Genomic DNA, 12,954 nt, shown 5'->3' with positions numbered 1-12,954 from the left:
TGCTGTTCTGATTCGGGTTGCTGATCGGCATACGAGGGCTTTAGCCTCAACGTGATCGCGCCACTACCCGGCGCAACTTGACTGCACGTCAGGGGGTCCATTCGCCATGCCCGAACTCGCCGCCCCACACCCCACCCACCCCCGCAGCGACACCTTCCGCATCCCCAAACACACAAGACAAGTGCCGCAAGCCCGCGCGGAGTTGCGCCGCATCCTCAAGGACTGGTCCCTCGACAGCGACCTCGCCCACGACATCGCCACAGTCGCCACCGAGTTGGTCACCAACGCCGTACGGCACTGCCGTGTGACACATGCTCAGGTCGAGGTGACGGTCTCGATCCGGGGCTGTGGCCTGCTGGTTGAGGTGTCCGACCCCGACCGGGACAGGGTCCCGGCATCGCGCACGGAGGACAGCACATCACTGGGGGACGGCGGTCGCGGACTGGCACTCATCGCCGGACTGTCGTCCCGTTGGGGGCACGAATTACGGCCGTTCAGCAAGTGCGTGTGGGCGTACTTCCTCCTCGCGGACGAGCCCCGATGAACGCCCCGCGGAACGCCCTCAGCCCTCATCACGCCCGCTGGCGCCGTTGGGCAAGGAGTTCGGAACGTCATCGGGCCAGGCACGGGCGGTGGTTGCCGATGCCGGTCCGTGAGGCGTGCTGGGAGCGCCGGCCCGCGAGGGTGCCCGTACGCGCCGGGCACCTGGAGGACGCGGAAAGACACCTCGTGCGGCCCTACGTCACAGCGCACTTGGGACAGGTACGACCGAGATGGGCACCGGCATGAGCAGCACCGACAACGGCGGGGAACCCGCCCAGCCGGACGACCCGGTCATGGCCACGTTCCGCGACTGGCTCGACCACGCCCTCACCTGCGAACACGCCTGCCGTCGCGAGGGAGTCTCGTGCCTCCGCTCAACGCGCCTGGGCAGAAGACACCGTGAGGCGAGAAGAGCCGCCCGTGGGGCAACAAGCAGCTGACGCTTGCGGACGCTACTGTGCGAATCCCGTGGTCGCCGCCTTCTCAAGCGGCAAACTGCATGACTGATCTGTGAAAATCCCTGTGTCCTCCCTCCCGGGCGATCTACGGTCATCGGGACTGCAAACACGGGGAGGAACTCTTGAGGAAAGTAGCCGCCATAGTCATCGCCACCACCCTGATCCCGCTCGGCGTGGTCGCCACCCCGGCGTCCGCCGCCCCCCGGGCGTCCTGGAACACCGACGAGAAGTGCGTCCAGAAGGACTGGGACGGACGCCGCATCCCCACCCGCGTCGGCAACTCCGAACTCGGATGGCGCCACCTGTCCGGGCCGCACAACATCAAGACGTGCAAGCTCATAGACGCGGCCCTCGACGGCAAGCCCGACAAATGGTCCGACCAGCACCGCAACCTTGAGTACTGGGGATCGGCCATCCACAACGGTCGCCAAGTAGACTTCGTCGTGAAGGTCCGCTACGCGAAGAAGACGGACGACGACCGGTACACCGCCCCTGGCAGGAAGGGGAAGATCGGTGTCATCACCGCCTACTGCAGGGGGGTGACGAAGTGCCCCTCGTGGGTCAACTGACCTGCTCTCCCCAGTGCCTTGCCCAGGCGCAGCGAGCCGTCGCGGCCGCGCTCTGGCGCTACACGGACCGACCGGTGGCCAAGCCGTACTACGTGCGTGGATGCATCCCGGACCCGGACCCCGACCCAGACAAGGCCGAAGTGACCGTCGCTCTGTGGACCGGCCCCGCGGCGCGCGAGAAGAGAAACCTCTTCCTGCTCGTCCCACTCGTCGCTGACGGTCTGCCCGTTCCGGCGGCGCAGGTCGTGGCGGGCATCATGCGGCTCGGCCGCGGAACGCACCTGTTCGGCTCCACCGGCCGACGCCACGACGGCAAACGCGTCCTCAGCGGCCGCGGACTGGTCGAGGGACGGGGCGCGCCGTGCCTGTGCGGAGGGACCGGTGAGCTGGAGGGGCCGCGAGGTTTCTACTTCGAGCGGCCCGGAGAACTGAAGCACTATCAGTGATCACCTTCAGTGCCGAGAAGGAGCCCACCCGCCAGAGGGTGGGCTCCTTTGCCAGGTGATCAGCCAACCTCGACGCTCAGCCCTTCCAGCCCCCGGATCACGAAGTTCGGCTTCCGCTCCGGCTCCGCCGCCAGGCTCAAGGTCGGGGCCTGTTCCAGCAGCGCCGTCATGGAGGCCGCCAGTTCGATGCGGGCCAGGGGTGCGCCGATGCAGTAGTGGATGCCGGCGCTGAAGGAGATGTGAGGGTTGTCGGAGCGGGTGAGGTCCAGACGGGCGGGGGTGTCGAAGACCTCCGGGTCGTGGTTGGCGGAGCCGAACAGCATGGCGATCTCCGCGCCGCGCGGGATCGTCGTGCCGTCGATCTCGATCTCGTCGAGAACCCAGCGTTCGAAGAGCTGGAGCGGGGTGTCGTAGCGCATCAGCTCCTCGATCGCGGACGGGATCAGGGAGTGGTCGGCGCGCAGGGCGGCCAGCTGGCCGGGGTTGCGGAAGAGGGCGTACCAGCCGTTGACCGTGGAGTTCACCGTGGCCTCGTGTCCGGCGTTCAGCAGGAGGACGGCCGTCGAGATCATCTCCTGCTCGGTGAGCCGGTCACCCTCGTCGTGGGCGGCGATGAGCCCGGAGATGAGGTCGTCGCCGGGGTTCTCACGCCGCTCGGCGATGAGCTCGCGCAGATAGTCGGAGAACTCCACGGAGGCCCGTACGGCCTTCTCCGCCACGGCCTCCGGCGGATTCAGCTCGTACATCCCGCAGATGTCCGCCGACCAGGGCCGCAGCGGCGCACGGTCGGCCTCCGGGATGCCGAGCATCTCGGCGATGACGGCGACGGGCAGCGGCTCGGCGACATCGGTGAGCAGGTCGCCGCCGCCCTTCTCCACGAGCTCGTCGACGAGCTCCCCGGCGAGCTGGGCGACATACGGCTTCAGCCGCTCCACCGTGCGCGGTGTGAACGCCTTCGACACCAGCCGACGGATCCGCGTGTGGTCCGGCGGCTCCAGATCGAGCATCCCGTGGTCGTTGAGGACATGGAACGGCTCGTGCTCCGGCGGGGGCGCGGACCGCCCGAAGTCCTCGTGCGTGAACCGGTGCTGGTACGTCCGGCCCAGTCGGCGGTCGCGCAGCAGCGCCGAGACGTCGGCGTGGTGCGGGACGAGCCACTGGTTCGTGGGCTCGAAGTAGTGCACGCGGCCCTTGGCACGCAGCTCGGCGTAGGCGGGGTACGGGTCGGCGAGGAACGCCGGGTCCCAGGGGTCGAAGGCTGCCATGAACGGACGCTAGCCCGGGGGTGGGCCTTCTGACCAGGGGTGTCTCGCCGCCGTATGAGGCGCCCCGGCCCGGCGAAGGCAACGCGGTCGGCACCGCCCCCCGGCAGCACCGACCGCGCCCTCAGATACACACCCGCTGGAAACGCACCGCCTGGAAACCCGCCCGCTCAGACGACCGGCGATGCCTTGAACCCGTAGGTCCTGTCGCCCGCGCCGTCGTTGTTCCAGTTGAGGTGCAGCTCGCCGTCGCCCAGTCCCTTGCCGGAGCCGATCCGGTAGCTGATGGTGCCCGTGGTGTAGGAGCCCTTGTAGTCGCCGCTGGAGTTGCTGTTCTCCATCTTGGCCTCGATGGCCCCGAAGTTCGCCGACTTCTTCACCGGGTCGGTGCCGGACTGCGACTTCTTGATCTGGAGCTTGAAGTAGGCGTTGTCGAAGATCGAGGTGTCGTCGACCGTGGCGCGCTCCGCCCCGGACCAGCTGATCTTGGCGTAGCTGTAGACGGTGGTGCCGGAGCGCTTCGCGCACACCGACACGGTGACGTTCCAGTTGTCGGGCCAGGGACCCGTGTACGACGGGTCGTCGATCGACTGGCCGTAGCTGGTGCACTTGTAGTCGGCGGCCGCCGCCGGGGTGGCGGTCGCGACGGCCGCGGTGCCGGCCAGAGCGGCGACGATGACCGCGGCGGAGGCGGAACGCTTCATGCGCATGCTGTGCCCTTCGCTGAGCAGTGGGATTCCGGGCTGCAGTGGGGTTCGCGTCCCGTGCAGCACTCATGATCTAACTGGGTCCCACCAACAAACCGCCAACAGACCGCACCGCACGCTCCCTCACGCACAAGGCATCCGACAGCAGGCCCTACCCCGGCGTCACCAGCCGTGCCTCGTACGCGAACACCGCCGCCTGCGTACGGTCCCGCAGCCCCAGCTTCACCAGGATCCGGCTGACGTGGGTCTTGATCGTCGACTCGGCGACCACCAGCCGCTCGGCGATCTCCGCGTTCGACAGCCCCTGCGCGATCAGCACCAGCACCTCCGTCTCCCGCTCGGTCAGATCCCCGTACGCGGCGTGCGCGGAGGACATCAGACGCGGGGAGTCGGACAGCTTCGAGAACTCCGTGATCAGCCGCCGGGTGACGGAAGGCGCGAGGAGGGCCTCGCCGGCCGCCACCACCCTGACCCCGTCGGCGAGCTGGCGTGCCGAGGCGTCCTTCAGCAGGAAGCCCGAGGCCCCCGCACGCAGCGCCTGGTAGACGTACTCGTCGAGGTCGAAGGTGGTCAGCACCAGCACCTTGGACGTGCTGTCGGCCGCGACGATCTCCCGGGTCGCCTCGATGCCGTTCAGCTCCGGCATGCGGATGTCCATCAGCACGATGTCGGGGGAGAGTTCACGGACCCGGTCCACCGCCTCCCGTCCGTTGACCGCCTCGCCGACGACCTCGATGTCCGGCATCGCGTTCAGCAGGACCGAGAAGCCCTCGCGCACCATCATCTGGTCGTCCGCGATCAGCACGCGGATGGTCATGAGCCGTCCTCTGTGGTCGTGGCGACCGGCAGGAACACGGCCACCTCATAGCCGCCGTCCTCCGTCCGGCCCGCCGTCATCTCGCCGTCCAGCATGGTGACGCGCTCCCGCATCCCGGTGATGCCGTGCCCCGCACCCGGTGAGGGCTTCAGCAGGGCCGGCGCGGGCGGCGGGCCGTTGACTATGCGCAGACCGAGGCCGCCCAGGACGTACCCGATCTCCACGCGGGCGCTCGCGCCGGGCGCGTGCCGCAGGCTGTTGCTGAGTGCCTCCTGCACGATCCGGTACGCCGACAGCTCCACGCCGGGTGGCAGCTCGCGGACCGCGCCGGTCGTCGTCCTCTCGACGCTCAGTCCCGCGTCCCGCACGTTCGCCAGCAGTGCCTCCAGGTCGGCGAGGGTGGGCTGCGGGGCGTCCGGGGCCTCGTAGTCCTCGGCGCGGACGACGCCCAGGATGCGGCGCAGTTCGGTGAGTGCCGCCACCGCGTTCTCCCGGATGGTGGCGAAGGCCCGCTCCAGCTCCGGCGGCGGGTTCTCCACCCGGTAGGGGGCGGCCTCCGCCTGGATGGCCACGACCGACATGTGGTGGGCGACCACGTCGTGCAGCTCGCGCGCGATGGTGGTGCGCTCCTCCAGCAGGGTGCGCTTGGAGCGCTCCTGCGCGGTCACGGTCTGCTGGGCGGTGACCTCCTGCCTCGCCTCATGGCGTATGTGCCACAGGGCGACGACGAGCAGGGCCATCGCGGAGACGACCATCATGGGGCCGGTGTTCGTGCCGTAGAACCCGGGACCGAACCCGGCCTCGACGACCAGGCCGTACGCCCCCGTCACCAGCCACATCCACAGGGCCGTACGCGGCCGGGTGCGCATGGCCACGACCGTCAGCACCGTCAGATGGCAGGCGAAGGCGCCGGGCACCCATGGCCAGTCGCCCAGGCGGGCGCTGAGCACCCCGGCGAACGGGACGGCCGCCATGGACAGCCAGAACGCTCCGACAGGCCGCACCATGGTCAGCAGCACCGGGATCACGCAGAGCGGGCCGAGCAGCAGGGTCGGGCCACTGGTGTCGACGCTGGCGAGCATCAGCGTGAACAGCGCGGCCACGCTGATCAGGGCGTGCGGGGTCCAGGACGCGTACTCCCGCAGGCGCGTCGGCAGCCTCCTGGTCAGCGGGCCGTCGACCCGCATGCGAGGCATCGGGCGGTAGGCGAAGGCGTCGTGGAGCAGGTCCTGCCGCAGCCCGCGCAGGGCCTCGGCGGCCACCCGGAACTCCGGGCTGCGCGGCGGCCTGGCCCCGTCCCCCGGCGGCTGGCTCTGGAGGTGAGTCGTCTCGGTCACGTACAGAACGGTAGGCGCAAGGCGCTGTAGCGGTCGTCCCCTGTGAGAGGGGTTCCCGCACGTCCATCTCAGGTACTACGGGTATCGCCGCTGGTGGCACGGGACATCGCGGGACATGACGGCAGGGCCCGCGCTCAGTGTCCCGACGGCCGCACCAGACCCGACTCGTACGCGAACACCGCCGCCTGCGTCCGGTCCCGCAGCCCCAGCTTCACCAGGATCCGGCCCACATGGGTCTTCACGGTCTGCTCGGCCACGACGAGCCGCTCGGCGATCTCCGCGTTCGACAGACCCTGCGCGATCAGGGCGAGGACCTCCGTCTCGCGCTCGGTCAGGTCGCGGACGCGTTGCTTGAGCGGGGCGCGGGGCCGCTTGACCAGGCGGGAGAACTCGGCGATCAGCCGCCGGGTGATGCCGGGCGCGAGCAGCGCGTCGCCGGCCGCCACGACCCGGACCGCCTCGGCCAGCTGGTCGGCGGAGGCGTCCTTCAGCAGGAAGCCCGAGGCGCCCGCGTGCAGCGCCTCGTACACGTACTCGTCGAGGTCGAAGGTGGTCAGCACCAGCACCTTGATCTCCGGGGTCGCCGCGGTGATGCGGCGGGTGGCCTCGATGCCGCCGAGCTCGGGCATGCGGATGTCCATCAGGACGACGTCGGGGGAGAGCTCGGCGACCTGCGCGATCGCGTCCAGGCCGTCGACCGCCTGGCCGATCACGTCGATGTCGGGCTTGGTGTTGAGCAGCACGGAGAATCCCTGCCGGACCATCTGCTGGTCGTCGGCGATGAGTACGCGGATGGGGCTGCTCGTCATGGGGTCGGTTCTCCTGTCAGGGGTTGGGCGGCCGGCGGGGTCTCGCCCCGCGGGAGGAAGGCCGAGACCGCGAAACCGCCCTGCTGGGTGGGGGTCGCGGTGAGGTGTCCCCCGAGCATGGTCGCTCGCTCACGCATGCCGAGCAGGCCGTGTCCCGCACCTGGGGAGGGCGGAACGGTGTGCTGTGGACGGGAGTTGACGACGCCCAGACGCAGGCCGTGGAAGCCGTGGGAGATCTCGACGCGCACGTCCGAGCCCGGTGCGTGCCGCAGGGCGTTGCTGAGCGCCTCCTGGATGATCCGGTACGCGGACAGCTCCACGCCCGTCGGGTAGGGGGGAGCCTTGCCGCTGATGTCGGTGACGACGTCCAGTCCGGCGGCGCGGGTGTTCTCTATGAGGGCGTCGAGCCGGTCCAGCATGGGCTGGGGGGCGTCGGGGGCGGCTCCGGTGCCGGGTTTGCCGAGGCCGTAGGGGTCTTCCCGGTTCTCGGAGCGCAGGACGCCCAGCACATGGCGCAGTTCGGTGAGCGCGTCGAGGGCGTTCTGCCGGATGCCCGCGAGGTTCTCCTTCAGCTCCTCGGAGGGGTTCTCCACCAGATGCGGGGCCACCTGGGCCTGGATGGAGATCACCGACATGTGGTGGGCGACCACGTCGTGCAGCTCGCGGGCGATGTTGGCGCGCTCCTCCAGCAGGGTGCGCCGGGCCCGCTCCTCGGCGGTGATCGTGGTCTGCCGGCCGAGTTCGGCGCGGGCTTCCCTGCGGCCGCGCAGTGCCATGCCGAGCGCGGCGGCGACCGCGAACAGCAGGATGGCGAGCACCCCGGTGCTCTGCTGTTCCGGCGCACCCAGCACGTTCTCAAGGAAGTAGGTGGCCAGCAGGGACAGGGCCAGCGCCTCGGCGGACACCCTCGTGGGTACGCGCAGCGCGAGCAACAGCAGCACGATGAGGTGCCCGATGAGCCCGCCCGCCGTCCACGGCCAGGTGAAATCGTGCGCGTCCCCAGACAGCAGCCGCTGCCGTACCACGAGGGCCCCGAGCAGGGTGGCCGCCATCGACAGCCACCAGGCCGGGATCGGCCGCCTCAGGGCGAGCACCACCGCGCCGCCCTGCGCGATCGCGATCGGGAAGGCGAGCCCGAAGACCAGCGCTCCGTTGTCCTGGAGCTGTGCCGTGTCACCGATGGTGATGCCGATCGCGGCCAGGCACAGCACGACGTGCGGCAGCCGTCGCAACCGCCCGGAGCGGGGCAGCGGGTCCGCTCTGAGGGTCCACAGGTCGTCGCGCAGCACCCGCAGCCAGCGCCGCACCCGGCTCGCGAACGAGCGCTGGATTCCCGTCTCCGTCACGTGCCCAACCCTAGGCATGGTGGTGCTCCTTCGTTTCACTGCCGCGAGACGACGAGTGGGACCCGACGACCCTGGACCGGCGGCCGGTCGAGCGGCGAGGGCCCTGTTCGTAGACGCGGAAGGTCGTCCAGCACAGGGCCAGGGCCAGGGTGAACAGCGGGAGCCAGGCCAGCCGGGCCGCCACCCAGCCGAGGTGGTCGGGAACGGTGTGCAGGCCGGGGAGACGGCCCGCCGGCAGAAGCGTGGCCGTGGTCGCCATCAGGGCCGTCTGGTGCCAGAGGAAGATCGTCATCGCGGAGAGGTTGAGCAGGGCCACCGCGGCCCAGGCCAGGGGGCGGCGCATCGCGCGGCGCAGGGGTTCGCGCAGGAGCAGCGCGAGGCCGCACTGGGCCAGGCCGAAGGTGACGGCGGCCAGCGTCGGTGGGTTGAGGTTGGAGATGCCCGCGCCGGGGACGCCGACCATCGACGCCGGGTAGCCCGCCCAGGCGACCAGCGCGGCCGTCGCCGCGGCGCCGCCCGTCAGCAGGATCCAGCCCGCGCGGCGGCGCTCCAGCTCTCCCCGGGTCCAGGCCGCGCCCAGGGTGTACGGCACCAGCCAGCCGGCCGCCACATTCACCCAGCCGAGCCAGGCGGGGGCGCCCATGCCGAAGCGGAGTAGGTCCACATGGAGGACGACGGCCAGGGGCCACAGGGGGTTGAGGCGGCGGAGAAGGGGCGTGGCCGCGGTCAACGCCGCGAAGACCAGGAGGAACCACAGGGGGGACAGGGCCAGTTTGGCCAGGGTGTGGACCGTGTCGATGTCCGTGCCCGAGAGGAGCAGCAGGGCCGACACCACCGTCCACAGGGTGAGGACGGCCGCCACCGGCTTGAACAGACGGGACAGACGGGACGTCAGCCACTGTCCGTACGTCGTGCCGCGTGCCCGCGCCGAGGTGTAGCCACGGGTCGCCACATGACCGCCGACCAGGAAGAACACGGCGAGGGTCTGGAAGACCCAGGAGATCGGGGCCAGCCAGGGCATGTGCCGGAGCGGGCTCGCGGTGTGCAGGCCCGCTCCGCCGTCGTCCGCCACCAGGGCCGTGACCAGCCAGTGGCCGAGCACGACGCCGAGGATGGCGAAGGCGCGCAGGGCGTCGACGGCCCGGTCCCGGTGGGCGGGGGTGGCGGCGTCGACCTGCTCGGCGCCTCGGCGCACGCCCTTCCACGCTCCCCGCAGGCGCGCTGCCACCGTCGACTCAGCCATCGACTCAGCCATCGACTCAGCCATGGGACGCCTCCGGAGTCTCGCCCAGGACGATGCGGGTCAGGTTGGCCAGGGACGTCGAGCCCGGCCTGAAGTAGTCGCTGTGGCCGCCGTCGCCGGCCGCGAAGACCCGGGCGCCGAAGGACGGCGATATCGGGTCGGTGCCGAAGCCGACCGTCGTGCCGAGCAGGTCGAGCCTGACGTGGGGGACCTCCGCCACCCAGTCGCCGCCGCCGCGGGCCGCCCAGACGCGCGCCGGGGTGTGCAGGGCCGCCGCGGTGTCCGCGCCGGTGCCGGGGCTCCCGACCAGGGCGATGTCGTCGACGTCCAGGTGGGAGGCCGCACGGCCGCAGACCACCGAGCCGTAGGAGTGGCAGAGCAGGGAGATGTGCGGCCGCTTGCCGGTCTGCTCGTCGGCCGTGAGTGCGCGCAGCTGCCGTATGAACTCCCGTAGCTTCGGGGCCGCCTCGTCGGCTCGGTCCGTTGTCGTGACCGTGGTGCTGACCGTGGCCGGTGTCTCGTAGCCGAGCCAGGCCAGCACCGCGGTGCGGGTGCCCCGCGGGGCCTGCCGGGTGAGCCGTTCGTGCAGGGCGCGGGCGGCGTCGCGGAAACGGTCGTACGTGTCGATGGAGGTGTCGGAGCCCGGGACCAGGACCGCGATGCGGTCGGCGTGCGCCAGGTCGCCGAAGACCTCCGTCGCCCGACCGGAGCCGCGGCCGTCGAAGGAGAGGAAGTGGCGGGACGGGTCGGCCATCGCGCGGTCTGCGGCGGCGCGATCGCGGTCGCCATGGGCCGCGGCCATGCGGGACGCCTCGACGGCGTTGGCGCGGTTGGCCGCGTACGTCTCGTCCAGCGCCGCCGCCGTCACCGGGGTGGCGAGCGCGGCCGGGGCCGGGGCGGGTATCTCGGGACGGGTCGCGCCGGACAGCGGGACGACCACGGCGCCGGTGATCAGGGTGGCGAGGAGGGCTCGGCGCAGTCTGTGCGTGCGGCGGGCCCTGCTCGGCACGCTCGGCTCGGCTGCCCCCGTGGTACGCCCCATGGTCGTCTTCCCTTCCAGTCCGCCCGGCCATCGGGCTTGTCTGGATGGGAAGTTACGGATCGGGCTCAGTCGTCCGCGTCACGCCAGGGAGCTCACCTGCGACGTAGCTCTCAGGTATTACGGGTATGCCGGGGCCACCACCGTGCGGGAGGTCACCTCGGTGCGGGCGCGTCCCCGCCGCATACCTACCGCCTCACCACGCCAGCTGCGCGATCTCCTCCACCACCACAGCGCACGCGTCCGCCGCCGGATCGATCAGCGCAAAGTGGCCGACGTCCTCCAGCAGCGTCAGGCCGACCACCTCGCCCGCCTTCGCCGCCGCGTCCGCGTACGACTCGGCGACGGCCTGCGGGACGACGTTGTCCGTGCGGCCCTGGACGAGCGTCGTCGCGATGCCGGTCGGGAGCAGGAGCGCGGGGTCGGCGTACGGCCGACGCTCGGCGAACTCCACCACCCCGCCCAGGAGTTGCCGCGCGGCGCCCCCGCAGACGTCCAGCTTGTCGGCGACCGTGAAGTCGGCGATCGGGGCCAGGGCCACCACACCGCGCAGCGGCGCGGGGCGGTCGGTGCGCCAGGCGGCGCCGACGGGGAGGACATGGCGGGCCGCCGCCCAGAGAGCGAGGTGGCCGCCGGCCGAGTGGCCGGTGAGCACGGTCCGGCGCGGATCGGCCTGCGGGAGCGTTTCCCGTACGAGCGCGGGCAGCGCGTCCAGCGCGGCGGCGATGTCGTCGAAGGTGTCCGGCCAGCGCCCGGCGACCGGGCCACCGCCCGCACCCGAACCCGCCCCACCGTCCGCACCGGACGCGCCGGACGCGCTCCCCCCGCCCGCCGCGCCCTCGGCCCCCCGCCGGTACTCCACATTCGCCACGGCGAACCCCCGCCGCGCCAGGAAGTCCGCGAACGGCGTGACATGCCGCCGGTCGTAGGGTGCGCGCCACGCCCCGCCGTGCAGGACGACGACCAGCGGGGCCTGCTCGCCCGGAGCGACCCCGCCGCGCGGGGCGTAGAAGTCGATCACCTGGTCGGGGTGGTCGCCGTACGTAGCGATGGCGTCGGGATCGACGGGCGGGTGCGAGAAGGCGGACTCCTCTTCGGCGGCGGCCCGTGCTGCTGCGACGTCGTTCGGCATGCTCCAACCTCTCAGCGGCGAAACGGTTTTGGAGGAAAGCGGGGGTGGCGGACCGGGTGGGAAGTCGGCCGTTGGCGGGGACGGTATCAGGCGGGTGACGTGCGTGGACACGCGGATGTCACGCTGGGTGAGGGGTAAACGGTCCTGTCGTTTCGTTACGCTGGAAACCGCACTGCGCAGCCCAGCCCCCCGTGCGCCAAGGAGGCCGATATGTCCGCCGAACCCGGCACCGTACGTCCCGGAGGGCGTACCGCGCGGGTCCGTACGGCCGTGCTGCGGGCGGCCGGGGACGTCCTGGTGGAACAGGGTTTCGACGGTCTCGACCTCGCGGACGTCGCCCGCCGTGCCGAGGTCGGCAAGACGACCGTGTACCGGCGCTGGGGCTCGGTCACCGCGCTGGTGGCCGACCTGCTCGCCGACATGGCCGAGCAGTCCCTGCCGCGCGAGGAGACCGGGTCCGCGCTGGGGGACCTGCGGGCCAACGCCGCGCTGGTGCGACGGACGTTGGCGGACCCCCGGCAGGGCGCGCTGTTCCGCGCCGTCATCGCCGCGGCGACCTGCGACGAACGTACGGCGCAGGCGCTGCGCCGGTTCTACGAGGTACGGGTGGCGGAGTGGGCGCCCTGTGTGGAACAGGGCGTGGCGAGAGGGGAGTTGCCCGTCGGGACGGACGCCGACGCCGTCGTACGGGCGGTGTCGGCGCCCCTCTACTACCAGTTGCTGACGACCGGGGTGGCCCCCGACGCCCCCGCCGCGGAGCGCGCCGCGCGGGCGGCGCACGCGGCCGCCGTGGCGGGGGTGTACGTCGGCTAGCTTGATCTTTAACCTGTGCGGCGTGGTCGTGGGGTGGTTGACTTACTCGTTCGCTGTTTCGCCGCCTGTGTTTTGCGGGGTGTGTGCACGTCGTGGCGGGGTGTGGGGTGGGTGTTCTTCTGGCCCGGTGGTCGTCCGGGGCCCGGACGAGAAGGTTTCGGTGCCTGGGCTGGACAGGCCGCTTGTGGGCGGATGTGCCGGAAATCGCGGCGGACTCGGGCGGGGGTGAGCCTGCCCGGGGAACTGGGTTTCTCCCAGGGACGACGCCGGTCGGCTGCGAGTGGGCGGGCGAGCCGCAGTTGGGTGTAGGCGGCGAGGATCAACCAGGTCCATCGGTCGGCTGCCTCGGGGGTGCGGATCTTTGGGGACGTCCAGCCGAGGGTCTGTTTGAACAGGCGGAAGGTGTGCTCGATGTCGAAGCGCCGCAGATATG

General features: G+C 71.3%; 13 protein-coding genes and 1 pseudogene. 4 read left to right on the top strand and 10 right to left on the bottom strand.

Annotated elements, in window-relative coordinates; genetic code table 11:
• Nucleotides 1-106: 106 nt before the first annotated feature.
• The 3 genes from ACFU95_RS24035 to ACFU95_RS24025 all read left to right on the top strand — a co-directional run bounded on the left by ACFU95_RS24035 (nucleotide 107) and on the right by ACFU95_RS24025 (nucleotide 2,016).
• Nucleotides 107-544, top strand: coding sequence for an ATP-binding protein (locus tag ACFU95_RS24035; RefSeq protein WP_383831160.1), 438 nt, complete (start codon nucleotides 107-109; stop codon nucleotides 542-544).
• Between the two features lie 579 nt (nucleotides 545-1,123).
• Nucleotides 1,124-1,570 (top strand): hypothetical protein, encoded by a 447-nt coding sequence (locus ACFU95_RS24030; RefSeq protein ID WP_383831158.1) that lies wholly within the window; start codon nucleotides 1,124-1,126, stop codon nucleotides 1,568-1,570.
• Complete coding sequence (locus tag ACFU95_RS24025) at nucleotides 1,558-2,016, top strand: hypothetical protein (RefSeq protein ID WP_383831156.1); 459 nt, start codon at nucleotides 1,558-1,560, stop codon at nucleotides 2,014-2,016. Before ACFU95_RS24030 ends, ACFU95_RS24025 begins: the two co-directional genes overlap by 13 nt.
• 59 nt (nucleotides 2,017-2,075) lie before the next feature.
• Here the strand turns inward: ACFU95_RS24025 and ACFU95_RS24020 are convergent, their stop codons facing one another.
• The 9 genes from ACFU95_RS24020 to ACFU95_RS23980 form a co-directional block, all read right to left on the bottom strand.
• Nucleotides 2,076-3,281, bottom strand: coding sequence for a cytochrome P450 (locus ACFU95_RS24020; protein ID WP_383831154.1), 1,206 nt, complete (start codon nucleotides 3,279-3,281; stop codon nucleotides 2,076-2,078).
• A gap of 167 nt (nucleotides 3,282-3,448) precedes the next feature.
• A complete protein-coding gene (locus ACFU95_RS24015; protein ID WP_383831152.1) occupies nucleotides 3,449-3,988 on the bottom strand; it encodes a hypothetical protein in 540 nt (179 codons plus the stop codon).
• 148 nt (nucleotides 3,989-4,136) lie between these two features.
• On the bottom strand, nucleotides 4,137-4,802 hold the full coding sequence (locus ACFU95_RS24010; protein ID WP_383831150.1) for a response regulator: 666 nt from the start codon (nucleotides 4,800-4,802) through the stop codon (nucleotides 4,137-4,139).
• Complete coding sequence (locus ACFU95_RS24005; RefSeq protein WP_383831148.1) at nucleotides 4,799-6,139, bottom strand: sensor histidine kinase; 1,341 nt, start codon at nucleotides 6,137-6,139, stop codon at nucleotides 4,799-4,801. Before ACFU95_RS24005 ends, ACFU95_RS24010 begins: the two co-directional genes overlap by 4 nt.
• A gap of 134 nt (nucleotides 6,140-6,273) precedes the next feature.
• Nucleotides 6,274-6,948, bottom strand: coding sequence for a response regulator (locus tag ACFU95_RS24000; RefSeq protein ID WP_383831146.1), 675 nt, complete (start codon nucleotides 6,946-6,948; stop codon nucleotides 6,274-6,276).
• Nucleotides 6,945-8,312 carry a sensor histidine kinase gene (locus ACFU95_RS23995; protein ID WP_383831144.1) on the bottom strand — a complete coding sequence of 456 codons (1,368 nt, stop codon included), beginning with the start codon at nucleotides 8,310-8,312 and terminating at the stop codon, nucleotides 6,945-6,947. Before ACFU95_RS23995 ends, ACFU95_RS24000 begins: the two co-directional genes overlap by 4 nt.
• Nucleotides 8,305-9,537 carry an acyltransferase gene (locus ACFU95_RS23990; protein ID WP_383831360.1) on the bottom strand — a complete coding sequence of 411 codons (1,233 nt, stop codon included), beginning with the start codon at nucleotides 9,535-9,537 and terminating at the stop codon, nucleotides 8,305-8,307. The genes ACFU95_RS23995 and ACFU95_RS23990 overlap by 8 nt, the downstream gene beginning before the upstream one ends.
• Nucleotides 9,538-9,553: 16 nt before the next feature.
• Nucleotides 9,554-10,579, bottom strand: a complete 1,026-nt coding sequence (locus tag ACFU95_RS23985; RefSeq protein WP_383831142.1) for an alpha/beta hydrolase — start codon at nucleotides 10,577-10,579, stop codon at nucleotides 9,554-9,556.
• Between the two features lie 193 nt (nucleotides 10,580-10,772).
• Nucleotides 10,773-11,708, bottom strand: coding sequence for an alpha/beta hydrolase (locus ACFU95_RS23980; protein WP_383831140.1), 936 nt, complete (start codon nucleotides 11,706-11,708; stop codon nucleotides 10,773-10,775).
• A gap of 210 nt (nucleotides 11,709-11,918) precedes the next feature.
• On the opposite strand from ACFU95_RS23980, the gene ACFU95_RS23975 reads away from it, so the two are divergent.
• Nucleotides 11,919-12,521, top strand: coding sequence for a TetR/AcrR family transcriptional regulator (locus ACFU95_RS23975; RefSeq protein WP_383831138.1), 603 nt, complete (start codon nucleotides 11,919-11,921; stop codon nucleotides 12,519-12,521).
• Between the two features lie 8 nt (nucleotides 12,522-12,529).
• On the opposite strand, the pseudogene ACFU95_RS23970 reads toward ACFU95_RS23975, so the two are convergent.
• A pseudogene (locus tag ACFU95_RS23970) lies at nucleotides 12,530-12,954 on the bottom strand (transposase); the annotation flags it as partial.

The sequence above is a fragment of the Streptomyces sp. NPDC057623 genome (assembly GCF_042800355.1).
Taxonomy (GTDB): domain Bacteria; phylum Actinomycetota; class Actinomycetes; order Streptomycetales; family Streptomycetaceae; genus Streptomyces.
This window is presented reverse-complemented; position numbering and strand designations above follow the sequence as displayed.